This window comes from Achromobacter sp. Bel (genome assembly GCF_012928505.1).
Lineage (GTDB): Bacteria > Pseudomonadota > Gammaproteobacteria > Burkholderiales > Burkholderiaceae_B > Achromobacter.
This window is the reverse complement of sequence record NZ_JABBJN010000024.1, coordinates 35,926-56,783: the sequence shown is the minus strand read 5'-3', so window position 1 is coordinate 56,783 and position 20,858 is coordinate 35,926. Positions and strand designations below refer to the sequence as shown.

The 20,858-nt window shown below is 65.9% G+C and carries 20 protein-coding genes; 16 read left to right on the top strand and 4 right to left on the bottom strand.

Translation table 11 applies throughout. The features are described 5' to 3' along the window. Positions 1–31 precede the first annotated feature (31 nt). The 9 genes from HG262_RS16405 to cyoD all read left to right on the top strand — a co-directional run bounded on the left by HG262_RS16405 (position 32) and on the right by cyoD (position 7,935). Positions 32–670, top strand: a complete 639-nt coding sequence (locus tag HG262_RS16405) for an SCO family protein (RefSeq protein ID WP_248293378.1) — start codon at positions 32–34, stop codon at positions 668–670. 38 nt (positions 671–708) lie between these two features. Then, positions 709–1,206 carry a copper chaperone PCu(A)C gene (locus HG262_RS16400; protein ID WP_169272046.1) on the top strand — a complete coding sequence of 166 codons (498 nt, stop codon included), beginning with the start codon at positions 709–711 and terminating at the stop codon, positions 1,204–1,206. Between the two features lie 280 nt (positions 1,207–1,486). Continuing rightward, a complete protein-coding gene (locus HG262_RS16395; RefSeq protein ID WP_169272009.1) occupies positions 1,487–1,846 on the top strand; it encodes a DUF4148 domain-containing protein in 360 nt (119 codons plus the stop codon). A gap of 215 nt (positions 1,847–2,061) precedes the next feature. Then, positions 2,062–3,264 carry an ATP-binding protein gene (locus HG262_RS16390; protein ID WP_169272008.1) on the top strand — a complete coding sequence of 401 codons (1,203 nt, stop codon included), beginning with the start codon at positions 2,062–2,064 and terminating at the stop codon, positions 3,262–3,264. A 5-nt stretch (positions 3,265–3,269) separates the two neighbouring features. Further along, positions 3,270–3,821 (top strand): response regulator transcription factor, encoded by a 552-nt coding sequence (locus HG262_RS16385; protein WP_006221322.1) that lies wholly within the window; start codon positions 3,270–3,272, stop codon positions 3,819–3,821. 258 nt (positions 3,822–4,079) lie between these two features. Beyond that, positions 4,080–4,988: a ubiquinol oxidase subunit II gene (cyoA, locus tag HG262_RS16380; RefSeq protein ID WP_169272007.1), complete on the top strand. Its 909-nt coding sequence runs from the start codon at positions 4,080–4,082 to the stop codon at positions 4,986–4,988. Between the two features lie 2 nt (positions 4,989–4,990). Continuing rightward, on the top strand, positions 4,991–6,967 hold the full coding sequence (gene cyoB / locus HG262_RS16375; protein ID WP_169272006.1) for a cytochrome o ubiquinol oxidase subunit I: 1,977 nt from the start codon (positions 4,991–4,993) through the stop codon (positions 6,965–6,967). Between the two features lie 3 nt (positions 6,968–6,970). Next, positions 6,971–7,585, top strand: a complete 615-nt coding sequence (cyoC, locus tag HG262_RS16370; protein ID WP_006222595.1) for a cytochrome o ubiquinol oxidase subunit III — start codon at positions 6,971–6,973, stop codon at positions 7,583–7,585. Next, positions 7,585–7,935, top strand: coding sequence for a cytochrome o ubiquinol oxidase subunit IV (cyoD, locus tag HG262_RS16365; RefSeq protein ID WP_169272005.1), 351 nt, complete (start codon positions 7,585–7,587; stop codon positions 7,933–7,935). The genes cyoC and cyoD overlap by 1 nt, the downstream gene beginning before the upstream one ends. Positions 7,936–8,028: 93 nt before the next feature. On the opposite strand, the gene HG262_RS16360 is transcribed toward cyoD, so the two are convergent. Next, positions 8,029–10,509 carry an ankyrin repeat domain-containing protein gene (locus tag HG262_RS16360; RefSeq protein WP_169272004.1) on the bottom strand — a complete coding sequence of 827 codons (2,481 nt, stop codon included), beginning with the start codon at positions 10,507–10,509 and terminating at the stop codon, positions 8,029–8,031. Positions 10,510–10,723: 214 nt separating this feature from the next. On the opposite strand from HG262_RS16360, the gene HG262_RS16355 reads away from it, so the two are divergent. Further along, positions 10,724–11,353 carry a nitrogen fixation protein NifQ gene (locus HG262_RS16355; RefSeq protein ID WP_169272045.1) on the top strand — a complete coding sequence of 210 codons (630 nt, stop codon included), beginning with the start codon at positions 10,724–10,726 and terminating at the stop codon, positions 11,351–11,353. A gap of 12 nt (positions 11,354–11,365) precedes the next feature. Here HG262_RS16355 and HG262_RS16350 read toward each other — a convergent pair whose 3' ends face one another. Continuing rightward, positions 11,366–13,543, bottom strand: coding sequence for a TonB-dependent receptor (locus HG262_RS16350; RefSeq protein WP_248293377.1), 2,178 nt, complete (start codon positions 13,541–13,543; stop codon positions 11,366–11,368). A gap of 75 nt (positions 13,544–13,618) precedes the next feature. Here HG262_RS16350 and HG262_RS16345 point away from each other — a divergent pair, with 75 nt between their 5' ends. Beyond that, positions 13,619–13,834 (top strand): SlyX family protein, encoded by a 216-nt coding sequence (locus HG262_RS16345; RefSeq protein ID WP_169272003.1) that lies wholly within the window; start codon positions 13,619–13,621, stop codon positions 13,832–13,834. Between the two features lie 10 nt (positions 13,835–13,844). On the opposite strand, the gene HG262_RS16340 is transcribed toward HG262_RS16345, so the two are convergent. After that, on the bottom strand, positions 13,845–14,663 hold the full coding sequence (locus HG262_RS16340; protein WP_169272002.1) for a class I SAM-dependent methyltransferase: 819 nt from the start codon (positions 14,661–14,663) through the stop codon (positions 13,845–13,847). A 221-nt stretch (positions 14,664–14,884) separates the two neighbouring features. Between HG262_RS16340 and HG262_RS16335 the strand changes: the two genes are divergently transcribed. Further along, a complete protein-coding gene (locus HG262_RS16335) occupies positions 14,885–15,241 on the top strand; it encodes a DUF4148 domain-containing protein (RefSeq protein ID WP_088589517.1) in 357 nt (118 codons plus the stop codon). A gap of 189 nt (positions 15,242–15,430) precedes the next feature. Beyond that, complete coding sequence (locus tag HG262_RS16330) at positions 15,431–15,811, top strand: hypothetical protein (protein ID WP_169272001.1); 381 nt, start codon at positions 15,431–15,433, stop codon at positions 15,809–15,811. A 335-nt stretch (positions 15,812–16,146) separates the two neighbouring features. Here the strand turns inward: HG262_RS16330 and HG262_RS16325 are convergent, their stop codons facing one another. Next, on the bottom strand, positions 16,147–18,438 hold the full coding sequence (locus HG262_RS16325) for an NADP-dependent malic enzyme (RefSeq protein WP_169272000.1): 2,292 nt from the start codon (positions 18,436–18,438) through the stop codon (positions 16,147–16,149). A gap of 108 nt (positions 18,439–18,546) precedes the next feature. Here HG262_RS16325 and HG262_RS16320 point away from each other — a divergent pair, with 108 nt between their 5' ends. The 3 genes from HG262_RS16320 (at position 18,547) to HG262_RS16310 (ending at position 20,727) form a co-directional block, all read left to right on the top strand. After that, entirely contained in the window at positions 18,547–19,515 is a 969-nt protein-coding gene (locus HG262_RS16320) for a LysR substrate-binding domain-containing protein (RefSeq protein ID WP_169271999.1), read from the top strand. Positions 19,516–19,684: 169 nt separating this feature from the next. After that, positions 19,685–20,233 (top strand): hypothetical protein, encoded by a 549-nt coding sequence (locus HG262_RS16315; RefSeq protein ID WP_169271998.1) that lies wholly within the window; start codon positions 19,685–19,687, stop codon positions 20,231–20,233. After that, complete coding sequence (locus HG262_RS16310; protein ID WP_169272043.1) at positions 20,233–20,727, top strand: hypothetical protein; 495 nt, start codon at positions 20,233–20,235, stop codon at positions 20,725–20,727. Before HG262_RS16315 ends, HG262_RS16310 begins: the two co-directional genes overlap by 1 nt. The last annotated feature ends 131 nt before the right edge of the window (positions 20,728–20,858 follow it).

Genomic DNA, 20,858 nt, shown 5'->3' with positions numbered 1-20,858 from the left:
GCCTTGCCGATCGTCAACCAAAGAGGTTTTCATGCATTCCCCCTTCCTGCATTCCCCCGCCCTGCGCGCGCGCACCGGCGCGGCGGCGGCCCATGCGCCCGATCCTAGGCGTCGCCTGCTCCTGTCGTCCCTCGCCCTGCTGGCCCTGGCCGGCTGCGGGCCCGAAGCCCCCAAGCTGCACGGCATGGATCTGTCCGGCATGCCGACCGGCGATTTCCAATTGCAGGACACCGGCGGCCAGGTCCGCCGCCTGGCCGACTACCGCGGCCATCCCGTCATGCTGTTCTTCGGTTTCACGCAATGCCCCGACATCTGCCCGACGGCGCTGACCCGCGCCATCGAGATCAAGGGCCTGCTGGGCGCCGACGCGGACAAGCTGCGGGTGCTCTTCATCACCGTCGACCCCGAGCGCGACACCCCCGAGATCCTGGGCGCCTACACCCAGGCCTTCGATCCGGCGTTCGTCGGCCTGCGCGGCAACGCCGAGCAGACCCGCGCCGCAGCCCAGTCGTTCAAGGTGTTCTATCAAAAGGTCGCCACCGGCTCGTCCTACACCATGGACCACACCGCGCTGACCTACATCATCGACGCCCAGGGCAAGCTGCGCCTTGCCTTGCGCCACCAGCAGACCGCCGAAGAATGCGTGCAAGACCTGCGCACCGTGCTGTGACCCCGACGCCGTCAACCCGACAAAGAGAAGCCACCATGATGAAGACCTTTTCGTTCAAGTCCCTGGCCGCCGCCCTTTCCCTGTGCGCGCTGGCCGGTTTCGCCCCCGCCTCCCTGGCGCAAGACGCCGGCCTGAGCGTGGACGACGCCTGGGTGCGCGCCACCGTGCCCAGCCAGCACGCCACCGGCGCCTTCATGCGCCTGACCTCGTCCGTGCCCGGCCGCCTGGTGGCCGTGGAGTCCGATGCCGCCAAGCACGTGGAAGTCCATGAAATGGCCATGCAGGACAATGTCATGAAGATGCGCCAGGTTGCCGGCATCGACCTGCCCGCCGGCCAGCAGGTGGAACTGAAGCCCGGCGGCTACCACGTCATGCTGATCGACCTGGCCAGGCAGATCAATCCCGGCGACCGCATCGCGCTGACGCTGGTGGTGGAAGACGCCAAGCAGCAGCAGCGCCGCGTGCCGGTACAAGCCGAAGCCCGCGCGTTGAACGCGAAGGCGGGCGCCGCCCCGGCCCCGCAGCACGGCCACTGATCTATAGGGAAGAATCTCTGGCGGCAGCCGGATGTTCAAGGAAAACGTCCCCCTGAAAGCCGAATGACACCTGTGCTTCAGGCTTGAAATACCTTTCCTGCTTCGCCGCCGGTTTCCCTGCAACGCCACGGCGCGCGCCCGGTCGAATTGAAAAGACCGGACGCGCGCCGTTTTCACGCGCCCGGCCAGGCATTCCGCATCCAGGAAATCGTCCGCCGGCAGCGTCGCGGACGACGGCGCGGCCAGACCGGCCGCAGGCTTTGTTTGCCAGGAGCGTTTCATGAAGACCCTCACCACCACGTTGCTGCTTTGCGCCGGCTTGGCCGTCGCGGGCGCCGCCCAGGCCCAGACCCCCCAATACAAGCGCGATCTTTACGGGGACTGGCGCGTCACCTACCCCGCCCCTACCGCCAAGACCTCGGCCCAGGTCGCCTCTGAACTGGCAGAAGCCAAGGCAGACGGCCAGTACACATTCGGCCAGGAAGACTATCCGCCCACCGTCGCGTCCACCCGGTCCGAAAGCCGCGCCCAGGTCGACCAGGAATTGCATCAGGCGCAGGTCCAAGGCCAGATGGCATCCGACCAGGAGGACTATCCGCCCGCGGCCATGGCCCACAGCGGCACGTCCGATATCCACTGACCCATGGGGCCACTCCTCGAATATAGGGACACACCAATTGCCAGCCCCGCCAGCGTCTCGCGCTGAATCGCCATACAATGCCAGCACATCCGCCGTCGACGCCTTAGTCAGGCCCGACGGCAGCCGGCCTCTCGCGCCGCGCGCCGGATGCCTGCGTTCCGCGCCGCCGGGCGCTTGACCCGCCGGCGGGCCCGCCGGCACCTCTGTGTCTGGATATGCCCGGTAGTTCCGCCTTTTCATTCCTGCGTACCTTATGCAGCCTGCGCTGGCTCGCCATCGCCGGCCAAGCCGCCACCATCCTGCTGGCCAGCAGCGTACTGGGCCTTGCCCTGCCGCTTGAGCCCCTGTGGATCGGCGTCGGCGTGCTGATCGGATTCAACGCCTACGCCAGCCTGCGGCTGCGCCACCCCCGCGACCTGTCCCATGCCACGGCCTTCGGCCACCTGTTCGTGGACATGGCGGTGCTGTCGTGGATGGTGGGCTGGAGCGGCGGCATCAGCAATCCGTTCGGCACGATGTTCCTGATCCTGACCGCCCTGGCGGCCCTGGCGCTGCCGCGCAACTGGGCGCTGGCGGCGGCGGTGGCGGGCATTTCCGGCTACGCGGCGGCGGCCATCTTCGGCCAGCCCCTGCGCGGAGACGTGGACACTCATTCCCTGCTGCTGTGGGGCCTGGGCGTGAATTTCCTGATTTCCGTGGTGGTCGTGCTGGTGTTTTCCACCCGGCTGGCGTCCGACCTGCGCGACCGCGAGCGCGAGCTGGCCCGGCTGCGCGAACGCTTCACCCGCAACGAGGGCATCGTCGCCCTGGCCACCCATGCGGCGGCCATGGCGCACGAACTGAACACGCCGCTTGCCACCATGACGCTCCTGGCCGACGAGATCGCCGCCGAGGTCAAGGACGAAGACCTGCGCGCCGACGTAGCCACCTTGAGCCAGCTGCTGGCCCTGTGTCGGGAACGCATCCGCAATCTGGCGGTCCCAACCGCGGTGGACCTGGTCCGCGTGGTGGGGCAATGGCGCCTGATCCGACCGACGATCGACCTGCAACGCTCGGGCGCCCTGCCGACCAGCCTGCGCGTGGACCCGGCGATCGCGCACCTGCTGCAGGCGCTTTTGAACAATGCGGCCGACGCCGGCGAAGCCGCCGAGGCGCCCCGCGTGGACCTGCATCTGGAATATGGCTATGGCGCCCTGCGCGGCGAAGTGCGGGACTACGGGCGGGGCTTCGACCCCGACCAGACCCTGCTGCCCGCGACCAGCCTGTTCAACAGCGGCAAGCCGGGAGGGTTGGGCGTCGGCCTGGCGCTGTCGCATGCCACCGTGGAACAACTGGGCGGCGAAATGACCATGACCGCCGCCTCAGGGGGAGGCACCCGCATCCGCTTCTACCTGCCACTGGGCAACCCCGGAACCTGACAGTGATGAATCCTACCGACCTTGGCCTGCTGATCGACGACGACGAACTGTACGTGCGCACCTTGCAGCGCAGCCTGTCGCGCCGCGGCCTGGAAACCCGCACCGCCACCGGCATCGCCGAAGCGCTGCGCGTGGCCGAAGAGATCCGCCCGGCCTTCGCGCTGGTGGACCTGCGCCTGGGCGAGGACTCCGGCCTGACCCTGATCCGTCCCCTTCGCGCACTGCGCGCCGACATGCGGATCCTGCTGGTCACGGGGTACGCCAGCGTGGCCACCGCCGTCGAGGCCATCAAGCGCGGTGCCGACGACTACCTGCCCAAGCCCGCCACCGCACCGATGATCCTGCGCACGCTGGGCTTGGTGAAGCCGGAATCCGTTACGATCGAAACGACCATGACGCCGCTGCACCGCCTAGAATGGGAACACATCCATCAGGCCCTGCACGAGACCGGCGGCAACGTTTCCGCAGCCGCGCGCCTGTTGGGCATGCACCGGCGCTCTCTCCAGCGCAAGCTGGCAAAAAAACCGGGGCCGGAACGCGAAGTCCTCGTCGACTGACGGGTGCAAGTGCGACACATCTTTACAACACCCTCATGTGCAGGTGCGACATAACGTCGCACCCCACCCCCGCCTCCCAGGGCATCTGCCCCCTAGGAAAACCCTGAATCTGCTTCGTTGGGGGCAGAATCCTCCCAGGCAATGCGACCATTCGTCGCATGCTTGACCGATATCAAGCCGATAGGATGGACGTTGCTGCTTGGCAGCATTTCGCCCCGCTGCTATGCAGCATTTCCAACCATCCATCCAAGGCTGTACGTGAAACACCCCCTCCTTGCGACCCTAACGCGCATTTTTGGCGTCGGCGCGGTCATGCTGCTTGGCGGCTGCAACATGGAAATCCTCTCCCCCAAGGGAGACATTGGCGCTCAGGAAAAGACTTTGCTGTTCACGGCGACGGGGCTGATGCTCATCGTTGTGATTCCAGTACTGTTCATGATCGTGTCGTTTGCGTGGAAATACCGCGCGTCCAATACCAAAGCAGACTACCAGCCCAAGTGGGCCCACTCCACGGCGATCGAAGTCGTGGTCTGGACCGTTCCTTGTATCATCGTGGCGATTCTGGCCGTGATCACCTGGCGCTCCACGCACGCGCTGGATCCCTACAAGCCGCTTGTTTCCGAACACAAGCCGGTCACCATCGAGGTGGTGTCGCTGGATTGGAAGTGGCTGTTCATCTACCCCGAGTACGACATCGCCACGGTCAACGAGATCGCGTTCCCCGTGGACGTCCCGGTCAACTTCCGGATCACCTCGGCGTCGGTCATGAACTCGTTCTTCATCCCCCAGCTGGGTAGCCAGATCTACTCGATGGCCGGCATGGAAACCAAGCTGCACCTGAACGCGACCGAAGCCGGCACCTACGCGGGCATCTCGGCCAACTACAGCGGCGCCGGCTTCTCCGGCATGCGCTTCAAGGCCATCGCCACGTCGCAGGAAGGGTTCGACAACTGGGTCAAGGAAGCCAAGGCATCCCCCAAGGCGCTGACGCCCGAGGCCTACGCTGAACTGACCAAGCGCAGCGAGCGCAACCCGGTCGTCAAGTACTCCTCGGCGCCTCCCGCCATGTTTGATTTCATTCTGGGCAGCACCATGTCCAAGATGGCCGGCGTGGACTCCGCCACGTGCACCCCCACGTCGAAAAATCTGATCGCAGGAATTAACTAACAATGCTCGGGAAACTCACCCTCGAGGCCATTCCGTACCATGAACCTATCGTCATGGTTACGCTGGCCGCCGTGTGCCTGGGAGGCCTAGCGGTCTTCGGCGCAGTCACTTACTTCGGCAAGTGGAAGTACCTCTGGACGGAATGGCTGACCTCCGTCGACCACAAGCGCATCGGCGTGATGTACATCATCGTCGCGCTGATCATGCTGCTGCGCGGCTTTGCCGACGCCATCATGATGCGTACCCAGTTGGCGGTCGCGTCCGCCGACTCCGCGGGCTTCCTGCCACCCCACCACTACGACCAGATCTTCACCGCCCACGGCGTCATCATGATTTTCTTCATGGCGATGCCCTTCATCACCGGGCTGATGAACATCGTGGTGCCGCTGCAGATCGGCGCCCGCGACGTGGCCTACCCGTTCCTGAACTCGCTGAGCTTCTGGCTGTTCGGCGCTGGCGTCGCGCTGATGATGATCTCGCTGTTCGTGGGCGAATTCGCCGCGACCGGCTGGCTCGCCTATCCGCCCTTGTCCGGGCTGGACTACAGCCCAAGCGTCGGTGTGGACTACTACATCTGGGCGCTCCAGATATCCGGGCTGGGCACAACGCTTAGCGGCATCAACTTCATCGTGACCATCCTGCGCATGCGCGCACCGGGCATGAGCCTGATGAAGATGCCGATTTTCACGTGGACCTCGCTGGTCACCAACGTGCTGATCGTCGCCGCCTTCCCCGTCCTGGCCGCAACGCTGGCGCTCCTGACCGCCGACCGCTACCTGGGCACGCACTTCTTCACGAACGACATGGGCGGCAACGTCATGATGTACGTGAACCTGATCTGGATCTGGGGCCACCCCGAGGTCTACATCCTGGTGCTGCCGGCGTTTGGCGTGTATTCGGAAGTGGTTGCCACCTTTGCCCGCAAGACGCTGTTCGGCTACAAGTCCATGGTCTACGCCACGGCCGCCATCGGCGTGCTGTCGTTCCTGGTCTGGCTGCACCACTTCTTCACGATGGGCGCGGGAGCCAACGTCAATGCCTTCTTCGGCATTGCGACAATGATCATCTCGATCCCGACCGGGGCCAAGATCTTCAACTGGCTGTTCACCATCTACCGCGGCCGCCTGCGCATCACGACGCCGGTGCTGTGGACGCTGGGCTTCATGATCGTCTTCGTCATCGGCGGCATGACCGGCGTGATGCTGGCCATCCCCGGCGTGTCCTTCGTGCTGCACAACAGCTTGTTCCTGATCGCCCACTTCCACAACACCATCATCGGTGGCGTGGTGTTCGGTTGTATCGCGGGCATGACCTACTGGTTCCCCAAGGCGTTCGGCTTCACGCTGAATGAGCGCCTGGGCCGCTACTCGTTCTACTGCTGGTTCGTCGGTTTCTTCATGGCCTTCATGCCCCTGTACATCCTGGGCTTCAAGGGCATGACGCGTCGCCTGAACCACTACGACAACCCCGAATGGCAGCCTTACCTGCTGGTCGCGCTGGCTGGCGCCGCGCTGATCATGCTGGGCATCTGGTTCCTGCTGCAACAAGTGTTCGTGTCGGTCCGCCAGCGCAAGCAAAACCAGGACGTCACCGGCGATCCCTGGGATGGCCGCACCCTGGAATGGGCGATCTCGTCGCCGGCTCCTTTCTACAACTTCGCCCACGTTCCTCACGTTGAAGAGCTGGACCAGTTCTGGGAAGACAAGCAAAGCGGCAAGGCCTACAAGCGCCCGGCCAAGTACGAAGACATCCACATGCCGAAGAACACCGGCGCCGGCGTGTACATCGGCCTGTTCGGCCTGGTGATGTGCTTTGCGCTGATCTGGCACATCTGGTGGCTTGCCATCGCCGGTTTCGTCGGCATGGTCGGTTCGTTCATTGCCCGTGCCTATGACCGCGACGTCGATTACTGGGTCCCGGCCGCGGAAGTCGAACGCATCGAAAACGCCCACTTTGAAAAAATGCAGAAGGCCGCCTGAGCCATGATTCAAGCCGTAGCCACTCACCCCCACGCGGGTCACGACGATCACGCGCATCATGACGATGGATCCAAGACCGTTTTCGGTTTCTGGGTCTATCTGATGAGCGACTTGCTGATCTTTTCGGTGCTGTTCGCCACGTTCGCGGTGTTGTCCAACGCCACCGCGGGCGGCCCCACGGGCAAGGAACTGTTCGACCTGAAGTTCGTCCTGGTCGAAACGCTGTTGCTGCTGTTCTCGAGCTTCACCTTCGGGATGGCCAACCTGAACGTGCACGCCAACAACAAGTCCCGCGCCATGGGCTGGTTGATGGTGACGTTCCTGTTCGGCGCGGGCTTCATCGCGATGGAAGTCTGGGAATTCCATCACCTGATCACGGAAGGCGCCGGCCCGGGCCGCAGCGCTTACCTGTCCGCGTTCTTCACGCTGATCGGTACGCACGGCCTGCACGTCACCTTCGGCCTGATCTGGATCATCGTCCTGCTGGACATGATCCGCCGCCATGGCCTGGACTCGATCAACAAGCGTCGCCTGGCGTGCCTGAGCCTGTTCTGGCACTTCCTGGACATCGTCTGGATCTGCGTCTTCACCTTCGTCTATCTTATGGGAGCCATCTGATGTCGCACTCCGCTGCGGCCGCACACGGCCACGACGATCACGCCGCCGACCACGGCAGCCTGAAGTCCTACATCATCGGTTTCGTGCTCTCGCTCTTGCTCACCTTCGGCTCGTTCGGCCTGGTGATGCACGGCGCGCTGTCCCACACCGTCACCATCATCGGCGTGGTGGCCCTGTGCGTGCTCCAGCTGCTGGTGCAGCTGGTGTACTTCCTGCACATGGGCGCGTCGAAATCGGCCCGCGACAACCTGGCCGCATTCGTCTTCACCGTGATGATCATCGCCATCATCGTCGGCGGTTCGGCATGGGTGCTGTACAACATGAACGTCAACATGGGCCACGCCATGTAATGACGGCTTGCCGTTGAAGCAAAAAAAACAGGCGCCTTCGGGCGCCTGTTTTACGTTGCGGGGCTTGCATACCCAACGAAGGGGCTTGCAGACCTACTTCGGCGCGGTCACCGTCAAGGCCACACCCACCTGCCTGATCAAATCGTTGGCCGACACGCCGACGTGCGGCTGCACGCGCGAGACCTGGTTCAGATCGCAACTGGCTGCGGCCGCCGCGCCGTCCAGTACCTGTTTCACGGCCCGCGCGCCCGTCGGGCTGAGCGGCCCGCCGTCGTCCAGCTGCCACGCCAGCACATCGGCCACCGCCATGCCGCAACGCCACGGCGTGCGGTACAACCCGGCGTCATGTTCCAGCAACATCTTCGCCTTGGCTTCCTTGCCCAGGCGCAGCATGATCACCAGCGGCAAGGCGTCGGCATCCGCCACCCCGTCGATGCGCACGCTCTTGTCGGTCCGGTCCGAGGCGTCGGCGCCCTTCTCCAGCCACTCCCGATACAGGTCATCGGGCAGCCACGGCAAACTGAGCGGCGCAATGTTGTTGTAGGTGACACCCGTGGCGTCGTCCGCGCGCGTCAACGGCACGCCGGCCGCCAGCAGGCGGTCGGCGGTGGCGCGCAGCCTGGCGCGCTGGCCGTCCCATTCGGAGCCGTTCTGCTTGGTGCCCGCGCGGATCTCCACCTGATTCCACACGCTGAGCAAGCTGGATAGCGATTCCGGCGTCAACGGCAGCCGCGGCTGGCCGGCGGCTTGCGCCAACTGATCCACCAGCGCCGGCTGCAGGGTGCGCGCCGCCAGGCTGAAGGCTTCGTTCAGGCCGTTGCGTTCGGGCGTCTTGCTGGCGCTATAGCCGCCCACCGCCGCGTCCGCCCCGTGCGCCAAGGCGAAGGTCACGCGTTCCGAGACCGGAAACACCGCCGTCGGCGTCAACTCGCCGCTGTTCGATTCGCGCAGCGCTTCCAGCAAAGGCGTTTCCCACATGCCGCGGTTGCCGTAGACCATCCGGACATAGGCCGCGTTGATGTCCGCGCCCTTGGCCAGCAACTGCTCGGCGAACCAGAAACGGCTGGGCGAACCCATGGCGGCGTGCAGCGCAGAGCGGCCGTCCTTTTCGCGCGCGTTCGGGTTTGCGCCCTTGGCCAGCAGATACGCCAGGCTGTCCTTGTCTTCGCTGTAGTACGAAATGCGCCGCACCAGCAACGGCGTGCCGTTGTAGTCGACGGCATTCACCGGCGCGCCCGCCCCGATCAGGGCATCGGCCAGCGCATAGCGCTCCGCCGCAGGACGCGTGTCCTTGGCGTCCGGCAAGGCACTGGCCAGCAGCACGAACCCGTTGTTGGGGCCGTCCGCGCGTGCGCCCGCCGCCAGCAGGACCTGCACGATCTCCAGCTGCTTGGCCGACACCGCCACGGCCAGCGCCGACGTGCCGTTCTCGTTCACGCCGTTGGGGTCTTGCCCGCGCGCCAACTCGGCGCGCACCGCGTCCACGTCATCCGCCCGAATCGCCTTGAAGATGGCCAGCCGCGGCCGGCAGACCGCCGCGTCCAGCGTTTTCTCGTTCAAGGCGGCACTGATGCGGCTGGCGATATTGCCGGGGATCGGCTCCTTGGCCGCCAGGCGCTGGGTGCAATACAGGCGATAGTCCTCGCGTGCCAACGTCTCGAAGTAGCCGCGCCTGTCACCGGCCTTCGCGCTCTGCGCCCAGCGCGCGTCCGCCCGGTTCAGGTAGGCTGCGGTGCGCGCAGGGTCGCGCCGCAGCACGTCGCTCAAGACGCGGTCAGCCTGCACGGCGTCGCCCGATTCGGTCAGCCAGAAGCCATAGTCGTTCAATGCCGTCAGCATCTCGGGATCCTTGCCGCCCGGATCGATCTCGCGAAAATCCTGCTCCATCACGAAGCGGCGCAGGTCTGCCAGCGCGCGGGCGAACTCCGCGCTCTTGGCGCGCGGGATGGCGCGCGCGACCTGATGCAGCGTGCGGAACGTGGCCGTCACATCCACCGGCGCCTGATGCTCGAAGCGCACCGTGACCGGGAACGCCTTCAGTCGACCAGGGTAGTTCGTGAGCACCTGCTGCAGCGTGGCCAGGGCCTGCGCCTTGCGCGCCTCGTCCCACGGCGGGTTGGCGGTCACGATGGCAAGGTAGGCGTCCGCGCGGACCGTTGCCACGTTGCCCGCCGCATCCACCAGGAATCCGTCGGACCGCGAGGCATCCGCGTCGTTGTAGGTGTAGCCTACCCAATACAGGGTCTCGTCGTTGCGCGGCGCCCTGACCGCCACATTCTCTTCGCGCGACGCCTTCCACGCGGCGGGGTCGATCACCAGGGGCCGGGAACGGAAGTCCAGGTGGAATTCCTTGCCCGTGCCCCGCACGTAGCGGTACAGGTACAGGCGGTTCTCCATTTGGCCGACCAGCAGCGCATCGCGCACGTTCTCGGTGCCCCAGACGCGCCGCTCAGGCTCGCGCAACGGATAGCGCGACAGGCGGATGGACTCGATGGCGGCGCCGATATCGGACGCCGCGACCGGCGGCGGCGTAACCGCCAGGCCAGCCAGCGCCAGCAGGATGGCGCCGGTCATTCGGGAGACTGCGGGACGGAAGTTGCGCGACATGCGGAGGGCAAACCCAGGAAATCAGGGACACCGATCATACCCCCGGGCCGCGCCCCGCTCGCGGGTAAATCCTGAGGCGTATTTATTCCGCATCACGGAATTTCGACCCCCTTTCGTTATATATTCCGCAATATAGCGATTTCATTAACATTTGAACGAATCTAGCGACCGCCACACGCCCATGGACGCCGTGCTGACCCCTCCCCCCGCCTTGGCGGATTTCTCCGCGCCGGCCCAACGGTTTGCCCGCGCCCTGCTGCATCACGCGCCGCCCGGCCATCCCGATGCCGGCTTTTTCGCCACCGTGATCGGCACCAGCCTCGCGCACCAGGACCTGGCGCGCAGCGGCCTCTGCCCCAACGAGCTGCAACAGTTGCTCCATCACCTGTTTCCCGGCGCCCTGGCATCGGACGATGCGCGGCTGGCCGCGTTGCGCGAGCAAGCCGCAGGGTATGCCGCGCGGGGCCGGGGCGATCCCCAGCCCGGCTTCACCCTGCTGCTGCGCGTGCTGTTGGAGGCGTACCGCGCCCCCGAACACGACACCACGCCCTGGGTCACCGGCGTGCTGGTGCACGCCTGCCTGCGGCCCGACCATCTATGGCGCGACCTGGGCTTGTCGGGGCGCGAGGACGTGACCTTCCTGCTGGCGCGCCACTACCCGGGCCTGGTGATCCGCAACACGCGCAACTTGCGCTGGAAGCAATTCCTGGCGTATTCGGCCTGTGAGCACGCGGGCCTGCCGCCGTCCGCCGCGCCCGGTTGTCCGGCTTGCGAAGACTACGGCGTCTGCTATCCGGATGCGCCAGACTGACGGCGTGCCGCGCTAGAACCGGTACGCCACGCCGATGCCCACGCCGACGCTGCGTCCGGCGGCGGGCTCGTAGTAGCGGCCGTTGCTTTCGTTGACGATCACGGACCCGGCGTAGCGCCGGTCGAACAGGTTGTCCACGCGCGCGTAGGCATTCAATTCCCACGCGCCCAGCCGCTTCACATAGCCCCCGCTTACCGCCGCCACGAAGTAGCCGGGCGCGTCCTGATCGTTCGCATCGTTGACGTAGATCTTGCTCAGGTAGCGGCCTTCTACCGACGCCTGCCAGCCTTCGGGCGGCGCCCAGGCCACAGACGCAAACACCGCCTGCCGCGCGATGCCAGGGATCTTGTTGCCGGCCCGGATGTCTCCGGAGCCGTCGTCCGCGTACCGCGCGTTCAGCCACGTATAGGCGAATTGCGTGCGCCAGTGGCGTGCGATTTCCCCCGACCATCCCAGCTCCACCCCGTCGCGCCGCGTACGCCCGGCGTTCTGGTAACTGGTGCGCCCGCCCGAGCTACCGGCGGACACGATCTCGTTGTCGGTGCCCGTGTGAAAGACGGCAGCCGTCGCCAGACCGCCTGCCAAGCGGGCCTTCACGCCGGCTTCCAGATTGGTGCTCAACGACGGCGCCAAGCCGAAATTCAAACCCGGCACGCCGCCGGGCCGGTACGAAATCTCATTCAGGGTGGGCGTCTCGAAGCCCCGCCCATACGAGGCGTACACGCTGACATCCGCGCTGGCCGCGTAGCGCAGCGCAACCACCGGCAGCGCCTTGCGGTAGCGTGCACCGCCGCTGTCGTCGCCATTGCCGGCGGTGAGGTAGTGGTCGTCGGAATCGAAGCGGACCGTGCTGTAGCGCAGGCCGGCGTCCACCGTCCAACGCTCGGACGCCTTCCATGACGCCTGCACATAGGGGTCGGCGTTGTAGACGGTGTTGGTCTCGTCGCGCCGCAGCGCGCCCTGCACGCCCAGTTGCTGATCGGCGCCCGTGCCCGTGAAATTCTGATAGCCCTTGCGGTCTTCGCGCATGGAATCGTAGGAGAATCCGCCGATCAGCGTCAGCGGCCGGCCTGCCAAGTCCAGCTCGGATGTCCAGCGCAGATCCGCGCCGCCATACTGGCGCGCCAGGTCGATGACGCCGCCCGCCTGCGTGGGCGCCAGTTGCGCCGCCGGGGGAATCGACTGGTACTGGGTGGTGTCGCGCTGCCCGTAATACGCCATCACGCGCAAGGTATTGCGGCTATCGACCTGCCGTTCGTACACCACGCCGCCCTGCGTCTGGCGCACCGTCTTGCGGGTGTCGTACTGTTCGGCCAGCGGAGCACTGCGTGGGTCGTCCTGGAACTGCTGGTAGGTCAGGCCAAGCGGATCCTGCGCTTTCAGGTCCACGCTGTTGACCACGATGGTCAGGCGGCTGGCGTCGTCCAGTTGCAGGCCAAGCTTGGCGTTGGCCAGATTCTTGCGCGCCGCGCTGTGGTCGCGGTAGCCATCGGTCGTGAAGCGGGACACGTCCAGCACGTAGTCCAGCCCGCCCGCCTCGCCGCCGCTGGCTTTCACACCATAGCGCCATGTGCCGTCGCTGCCGCTCCAACCGCTTGCCGATAGCGTGGGCGGCGGCGCCCCGTCTTCGGTGTAGACCTGGATCACGCCGCCCGATGAATTGCCGTACAGCGCGGAAAACGGCCCGCGCAGCACCTCGACGCGGTCGATCGAACCGATGTCTATGTTGGACGTCTGCCCCTGCCCGTCCGGCATGGTGGCCGGGATGCCGTCCACATAGAGGCGCACGCCGCGCACGCCGAAGGTGGACCGGGCGCCAAAACCACGGCTGGATATCTGCAGGTCCTGCGCATAATTCTGCCGGTTCTGGATCTGCAGGCCCGGCACGCCCGCCAACCCCTCCGACAGGTTGATTCCGGGCTGCCCCCGGCGCATGGCCGCGCCCTCGACCACGTCCACCGACGCCGGCGTGTCCAGAATCGCCATGCCCAGGCGCGTGCCGGTCACGACCACGGGGGGCAGCGTGGCGCCGGCCTCTTGCGCCCAGGCGCCGTTCGCCAGCGCTTGCGCCAGGCCTGCCGCCAGCGAACCGCGCGCGGCCCAACGTACGCCCCAATGCGCCCCCTGTTGCGCCCCCTGTTGCGCCCCCTGTTGCGCCGCCATGCCGCGCCGTCCGACCTGCTTTGTCAAATCCGTCTCCCGTAGAGCCGCGCACCCGCAATCGCCATTGGAAACGCAAAGCGGGAATAGGTTCTAATAGCCGCCATGGAACCATCGCAAGACATCGAACGCCGCCTGCTCGAACTGGAGGTCAAGTCCAGCTTCGCCGACGACCTGCTGGAGCAGCTGAACCAGATCATCGTCCGGCAGCAACAGCAGATAGACCGGCTGCTGCGTGAAGTGGCCGACCTGCGCCAGCAGGCGCCCGAGGGCGCCGCGCCCATGCGCAGCCTGCGCGACGAGCTGCCGCCCCACTACTGAAGCAGCGCGGCTAATAACGGTAGCGCACCAGCCTGCCCAGGCGCCGCAGCGGCCTAACCCGCCGCATCAACCAGACAGCGGCCCTGGCGGGCCAGGTGTACCGGGCCCACTGCCGCCCATCGCTTTCCTCATACACCCATTGCTCGTCGCGCAGCCGCAGGCCGGGCACCTGCGCCTCAAGATCCAGCGGATTGTCCAGGCTCCAGCGCATCACCGCGCCCGTCGCCCGGAACATGCGGTTGCGCGACGCCAGCGCCAGCCCCATCCGGCTGTAGGCGTCGAACGCGACCTCGCCCGACGGGAACTGGGTGGTCACGGTGCGCAGCAATGGCAACACCTCGTCCTCGGACAGGTACAGGAACAGCCCTTCGGCCACCACCAAGACGGGTTTGTCGGTGGGAATCCCAGACAGCCAACCCAGGTCCGACATCGGCGCCCCCACCATTTCATACCCGGAACGCGGGGGATATAAGGCACGGCGCAGGTCGATCACGTCGGGATAATCCACGTCGAACCAGTTGACCCCGGGCGGCGGGTCCACGCGGAACACCCGGCTATCCATGCCGCAGCCCAGATGCAGCACGGTGGCGCCGGGATGCGCGGCGATGAATTCCCGCACCCAGGCGTCCAGCGTGTACGCCCGCATGGCCAGCCCGATCATTTCGTCGCGGCGCATCCCCAACGAGGAGAAATCGTAGTCGATCCGCGCCACGGCCCCGGCGGCGTAATGGTCCTGCAGCAGCGAATCGGGCATGCGGCTTTCTTCGGCCTTGGCGTACAGCGTGATCAGCAGCGTGGCTTTCTCACGCGTCAGGCGGACCTTTTCCATGCGGGCTCCAGCGGACTCACTTTTGCGCTATTGATTCCATAAATGGATACTATCTATTAAATCGAACATCTTCTTCCCATTTATGGAAATATGTTTTACCGATATACGGGTTTATCCCTATCTCGATTCGGCGCAGAATTCAGTCATCGGGAAACAGCAACGAACCACGACGGATAGGCCGCCGGATTCGCACCCTAGGCTCTTGAAATCGGAGATTTACCATGAAGAAGACCCTCGCTACCGCACTGATGTTGTCCTTGGCCGCCCTGAGCGCCGGCGCCTACGCATCGCAAAACATCGAACCCAACAATGTGCCGTTCCAAGGCGTTTATGGCACCCCGTACGAAGGCCCGACCCGCGCCCAGGTGCAAGCCGAACTGGCTGCCGCCAAGGCTGCCGGCCTGGTGACCAACGTCGAACCGAACAACGTGCCGTTCCAAGGCGTGTACGGCGCCCCCCAGTCGGGCAAGACCCGGGCTGACGTGCAAGCTGAACTGGCCGCCGCCAAGGCCGCCGGCCTGGTGAGCAACGTCGAACCCAATGACATGCCCTTTGCTGGCGTCTACCACGGCAACTGATCTGCCCCGCAACGATCAACTCCCTCCCCTTGTTGTACCTTGGCCGCCTGCAATAGGGCGGCCTTTTTTTCACCCGGGCGCGTCAAGTCAACCGGCGTGCGGGCAAGCGGATTGAAAAAGGAATGGGTTCGCGTACTATCAGCGCATGGACAAGCATGACAATCTGATCCATCAGACAGGGAGCCCATCTTGAAAACCACCCGTGTTCTCGCCGCGTTGCTCATCGCGACCGGTTTATCGGCCGCCGCCGTGGCCGCGCCGCCGGTAATGCTGAACAACTCGCTCATCACCGAGATCCCCAAAGGCGACCGGACGTCGTTCCATGAAGCCATCGCACAGGCGCTGAACAGCTCGGCCGACGGCCAGCGCACCGAATGGACCAGCAAGGCGCAGCCCAAAAGAGCCGCGCCGATCACCGCGCAGCTGACGCCCACGCAGACCAGCAAGGTCAAGGACGACCGCGTCTGCCGCTTCCTGGTGGCCGACTTCGCACGCACCAGCACCACCGAAAAGTGGCAGTTCTGGTTCTGCAAGCAGCCCGACGGCACCTGGAAGGCCAGCAGTAACTAAGGCCACCGCCCCAAAGAAAAATGCCCCCGTAGGGGCATTTTTTCTGCAAGCACGCAAAGCGTGCGCCGCGTGGGGGGCACCCTTTTTCCGCCGGGCCGCCCCAAGGAAAAAGGCGCCCCCTCGGGGGGCAGCAAGCACGCGAAGCGTGTGCCGCGTGGGGGCACCCTTTTTCCGCCGGGCCGCCCCAAGGAAAAAGGCACCCCCTCGGGGGGCAGCAAGCACGCGAAGCGTGCGCCGCGTGGGGGGCCCCCTTTCTCCGCCGGGCCGCCCCAAGGAAAAAAGCGCCCCCTCGGGGGGCAGCAAGCACGCAAAGCGTGTGCGGCGTGGGGGCCTCCCTACTCTACCCGGTTGGCGTCCAGCACGGTCATGGCCGTCATATTGATGATGCGGCGCACGGTCGAGCTTGACGTCAGGATGTGCACCGGCGCGTTGGCGCCCAGCAGGAACGGACCCACCGCCACATTGCCGCCGGCGGCCGTCTTCAGCAGGTTGTAGGCGATGTTGCCCGAGTCCACGTTCGGGCACACCAGCAGGTTCGCTTCGCCCTTCAGCGTGGAGGACGGCAGGATGCGCATGCGCAGCGCTTCGTCCAGCGCGCAGTCGCCATGCATTTCACCGTCGATTTCCAGGTCGGGCGCCTGGTCGCGCACGATCTCCAGGGCGCGGCGCATCTTGGCGCCCGAGGCCGAGCTGCCCGAACCGAAGTTCGACCGCGACAGCAACGCCACCTTCGGCGCCAGGTTCATGCGGGCCATTTCCTGCGCCGCCATCACCGTGAATTCGGCGATCTGCTCTGCCGTGGGTTCGTCGTTCACATGCGTGTCCACCAGCACCACCGTGCGCTCGTTGAGCAGCAGGATGTTCATCGCGGCGTACACGTTGTGGCCCGGACGGCGGCCGATCACTTCGTCCACGAAACGCAGGTGGTCGTGATAGGCGCCGACCGTGCCGCAGACCATGCCGTCGGCATCGCCCAGATGCACCATCATCGCGCCGATCAAGGTCAGTCGGCGGCGCATTTCCACGCGCGCCATTTCCTTGGTGATGCCACGGCGGCACATCAGTTCCCAGTAGGTGGTCCAGTACTGGTGGAAGCGCTCGTCGTATTCCGGGTTGGTCACTTCGACGTCTTCGCCCAGGCGCAGGCGCAGGCCGAATTTCTCGATGCGCGACAGCAGCACCGCGGGCCGGCCCACCAGGATGGGACGCGCCAGGCCTTCGTCGACGATCACCTGCACGGCGCGCAGCACGCGTTCGTCTTCGCCTTCCGTGAACACGATGCGCGACTTGCCGCCGCCCCGCACGATGCGCTTGGCCGCCGAGAACAGCGGTTTCATGAACGCGCCCGAGTGGTACACGAACTGCTGCAACTGCTCTTCGTAGGCTTCCAGGTCGGCCAGCGGACGCGTGGCCACGCCGCCGTCCATCGCCGCCTTGGCCACGGCCGGCGCGATGCGCACGATCAGGCGCGGATCGAACGGCTTGGGGATCAGGTACTCAGGGCCGAACGAGATGTCATAAGTGCCGTAAGCGGCGGCCACGACTTCGTTCTGTTCCTCTTCGGCCAACTGGGCAATGGCATACACCGCCGCCATTTCCATTTCGCGCGTGATGGTGGTTGCGCCCACGTCCAGCGCCCCGCGGAAGATGTACGGGAAGCACAGCACGTTGTTGACCTGGTTCGGGTAGTCCGAACGGCCCGTGGCCATGACGACGTCGTCGCGCACGCCGTGCGCCACTTCCGGCAGGATCTCCGGCGTGGGGTTGGCCAGCGCCAGGATCAGCGGGCGCGGACCCATCGTGGCGACCATTTCCGGTTTGAGCACGCCGCCCGCGGACAGGCCCAGGAACACGTCGGCGTCCTGGATCACTTCGGCCAGCTTGCGCGCATCCGTCTTCTGCGCGAAACGCGCCTTGTCCGGGTCCATCAGCACGGTGCGGCCTTCGAAGACCACGCCTTCGATGTCCGTCACCCAGATGTTTTCCAGCGGCAGGCCCAGGTCCACCATCAGGTCCAGGCAGGCCAGCGCGGCGGCGCCCGCGCCGGAGGTCACGACCTTGACCGACTTGATGTCCTTGCCAACGACCTTCAAGCCGTTGATGAAGGCGGCCGACACGGTGATGGCGGTGCCGTGCTGGTCGTCGTGGAAGACCGGGATCTTCATGCGTTCACGGAGCTTGCGCTCGACGGTAAAGCATTCCGGGGCCTTGATGTCTTCCAGGTTGATGCCGCCGAAGGTGGCTTCCAGGCCGGCGATGATCTCGACCAGCTTGTCCGGATCGGTTTCGTTGATTTCGATGTCGAAGACATCCAGGCCGGCGAACTTCTTGAACAGCACCGCCTTGCCTTCCATGACCGGCTTGGAGGCCAGCGCGCCGATGTTGCCCAGGCCCAGCACCGCGGTGCCGTTGGTGATCACGCCCACCAGGTTGCCGCGCGCGGTGTAGCGGTAGACGTTGGCCGGGTCGGCCACGATCTCTTCACACGCCGAGGCCACGCCCGGCGAGTACGCCAGCGCCAGGTCGCGCTGGTTGACGAGCGGCTTGGAAGCCACCACAGAAATCTTTCCCGGGGTGGGGAACTCGTGATAGTCCAGTGCTGCCTGGCGGTCGGAAGGGTTGTTCATGGGGCGGTAGCCTCGCTGTCTTGAATATGCAAAAATTCTAGGCCCCAAGACATAAGACGATGATTCGGATTTAATATTGTTCCATTACCTTTACCTTATGGCTTGTCTATGACAGCGTTCGACCCGGATGCCGTCATCCGGAAATTGACGTCGCGCCTGAAGATGCGCCACCTGATGCTGCTGCTGCAGATCGAGCAGCACGGGTCGCTGACCCGGGTGGCCGAACACATGGCCACCAGCCAACCGGCAGTGACCAACGCCCTGGCCGAACTGGAAAGCATGTTCGACGTGCCGCTCTTCGACCGGTCGGTCCGGGGCATGACCCCCACCGCGCTGGGCGCCGTGGTGCTGGCGCGCGCCCGGGGGCTGGTCCATGACCTGGGCCACCTGGTGCAGGAAATGGAGGCCGTGGCGGCCGGCCATGCCGCCCACCTGCACATCGGGGTCATCCCCTTCGTGTCGGGCCAAATGCTGTCGGCAGCCATCAGCCGCACCCTGCCGCAAGGCCGCCGCATCACTGCCACCATCCACGAAGGCCAGGGGCCTGCCCTGCTGCGCCAACTGCGCGACCACACCCTGGACATCGTGGTGGGGTGGGCCACGCCCTCGGTGGACTTGAGCAACATCGATTTCGAAGTGCTGTATCACCAGCAGCCGCGCCTGATCGCCAGCCGCCGCCTGGCCGCGCGGCTGGGCCGGTCCCGCCTGGAATGGAACCGGCTGGCCGACCTGGACTGGATCCTGGGCACCCCGGGCAGCCCCATCCGGGAACAGGTGGCCGACATCTTCCTGCGCGCCGGCCTGCCGCCGCCGCCGCCGTCGGTGCAAAGCGATTCGTCCAAGCTGATCGGCGAAATGATCGTGGCCAGCGACCGCGCCGTGTCGATCCTGCCCGCCGACATCGCCGATGAACTGGTGCGCATCGCGGGCGCGGCCATCGTGCCCTATTCGTTCGACTGGACCCTCCCGCCGATCTCGCTGTTCACGCGCGCCGACGGCTTGCGGCGCAATGTGGACGCGTTGTTCGCATCAGCCTTGCGCGAGGTCTATACCAAGGGTACGCGGCCCGGCCCGTAAATGCTTGGCGGGTCCCCGGGCGATATTCCACCCCGCCTGGCCACGATACGCGACACGGACCGCGTCCTCGCGCGCGGGCGGAATGCCAAGAAATGCAAAGGCCGCGCCCACGCCGCCGCCTGCCCTCCTATACTTGCGGCGCCACGTATCACGCAGGAGGGCACGCCGCTTGTTCACCCATTCGCCACGCCGCACGAACCGCCGCGCACTTGCCCTGATCGCCCTTGCCGCGCTGGCCCCGCTGTCCGGCTGCAGCTCGCTGCTGAGCGAAGGCACCGGCGCCGCCGCGGGTATCGCCGGCACCGCCATCGCCAACAAAGTCACGGACAACGCGACCGTCGCCACCGGCATCGGCCTGGGCGTGCAGGCGGGCGCCAAGGCCGCGCTGGCCTACGCTCAACGCAAGACCCGAGGCGAAGAACAAGACGCCATTGCCAGCGCCGCCGGCCCGCTCGACGTCGGCGCCGTCGCGCCCTGGAGCGTCAAGCACCAGCTTCCCATCGAAAGCGATGCGCACGGCCAGGTCGCCGTCAGCCGGGCTTTCGGCGGCGTCGGCCTGGAATGCAAGGAAGTCGTTTTCTCGATCGACACACCCGCCGACAAGGCAGGCGACGAACCGTTGCGAGAATTCTTCGTCACGACGGTCTGCCGCGACGGCGCGCAATGGCGGTGGGCGAACGCTGAACCGGCGACGGCGCGCTGGGGATCGTTGCAGTGATGCGCCGCGCAGGCCTGCTGGCGATGCTGGCTGCCGCCATCGGGCTGAGCGGCTGCCAAAGCGCCTCCATCGGCGGCGCCACGGGCGCTGTGGTGGGCACCGTCAGCGGGGCCGCCACCGCGAATCCTGTCGCGGGCTACGCCATCGGCGTCACCGTGCAGGCCGCAGTCGACGCCACGGTGAAATATGTGCTGCGCGAGTGGAAGAACGATCAGCAGAACGTGATGGCCAACGCGGCGGGCGAACTGCCCATCGGCCAGGTGCGCCAATGGCAGATCCGCCATGCGCTGCCCGTCGGCAACGAGCGCGGCGGCATCCAGGTGGTGCGCGACATCGACACGCCGCTGGCGCGCTGCCGCGAAGTGCTGTTCACGGTGGACCAGGACGACGCGCCCGCGCCCGCCTACACCAGCATGATCTGCCGCCAACCCGGCGGGCAATGGAAGTGGGCGGCGGCCGAGCCCTCGGTGGCGCGCTGGAACGGGCTGCAATAACGCGTCGCAGGCGGCCGGTGGCGGTGCCGCCGCGCGCCAGTTTCAAAACGTAACATTTATCAACCTTAGGCTGCTTCCTGCCCGGAAACGCAGCCTCTGCGCATAACATGCGGGAAAATTCCCCTCCGCGG

Bases quoted from the DNA above. Each gene is read 5' to 3' on its own strand.
- HG262_RS16385 (WP_006221322.1), top strand. From the start codon at position 3,270: ATGAATCCTACCGACCTTGGCCTGCTGATCGACGACGACGAACTGTAC.
- HG262_RS16360 (WP_169272004.1), bottom strand. From the start codon at position 10,509: ATGACCGGCGCCATCCTGCTGGCGCTGGCTGGCCTGGCGGTTACGCCG.
- HG262_RS16400 (WP_169272046.1), top strand. From the start codon at position 709: ATGAAGACCTTTTCGTTCAAGTCCCTGGCCGCCGCCCTTTCCCTGTGC.
- HG262_RS16335 (WP_088589517.1), top strand. From the start codon at position 14,885: ATGAAGAAGACCCTCGCTACCGCACTGATGTTGTCCTTGGCCGCCCTG.
- HG262_RS16395 (WP_169272009.1), top strand. From the start codon at position 1,487: ATGAAGACCCTCACCACCACGTTGCTGCTTTGCGCCGGCTTGGCCGTC.
- HG262_RS16345 (WP_169272003.1), top strand. From the start codon at position 13,619: ATGGAACCATCGCAAGACATCGAACGCCGCCTGCTCGAACTGGAGGTC.
- HG262_RS16405 (WP_248293378.1), top strand. From the start codon at position 32: ATGCATTCCCCCTTCCTGCATTCCCCCGCCCTGCGCGCGCGCACCGGC.
- HG262_RS16320 (WP_169271999.1), top strand. From the start codon at position 18,547: ATGACAGCGTTCGACCCGGATGCCGTCATCCGGAAATTGACGTCGCGC.
- cyoD (WP_169272005.1), top strand. From the start codon at position 7,585: ATGTCGCACTCCGCTGCGGCCGCACACGGCCACGACGATCACGCCGCC.
- HG262_RS16390 (WP_169272008.1), top strand. From the start codon at position 2,062: ATGCCCGGTAGTTCCGCCTTTTCATTCCTGCGTACCTTATGCAGCCTG.
- HG262_RS16340 (WP_169272002.1), bottom strand. From the start codon at position 14,663: ATGGAAAAGGTCCGCCTGACGCGTGAGAAAGCCACGCTGCTGATCACG.
- HG262_RS16310 (WP_169272043.1), top strand. From the start codon at position 20,233: ATGCGCCGCGCAGGCCTGCTGGCGATGCTGGCTGCCGCCATCGGGCTG.
- cyoB (WP_169272006.1), top strand. From the start codon at position 4,991: ATGCTCGGGAAACTCACCCTCGAGGCCATTCCGTACCATGAACCTATC.
- cyoC (WP_006222595.1), top strand. From the start codon at position 6,971: ATGATTCAAGCCGTAGCCACTCACCCCCACGCGGGTCACGACGATCAC.
- HG262_RS16325 (WP_169272000.1), bottom strand. From the start codon at position 18,438: ATGAACAACCCTTCCGACCGCCAGGCAGCACTGGACTATCACGAGTTC.
- HG262_RS16355 (WP_169272045.1), top strand. From the start codon at position 10,724: ATGGACGCCGTGCTGACCCCTCCCCCCGCCTTGGCGGATTTCTCCGCG.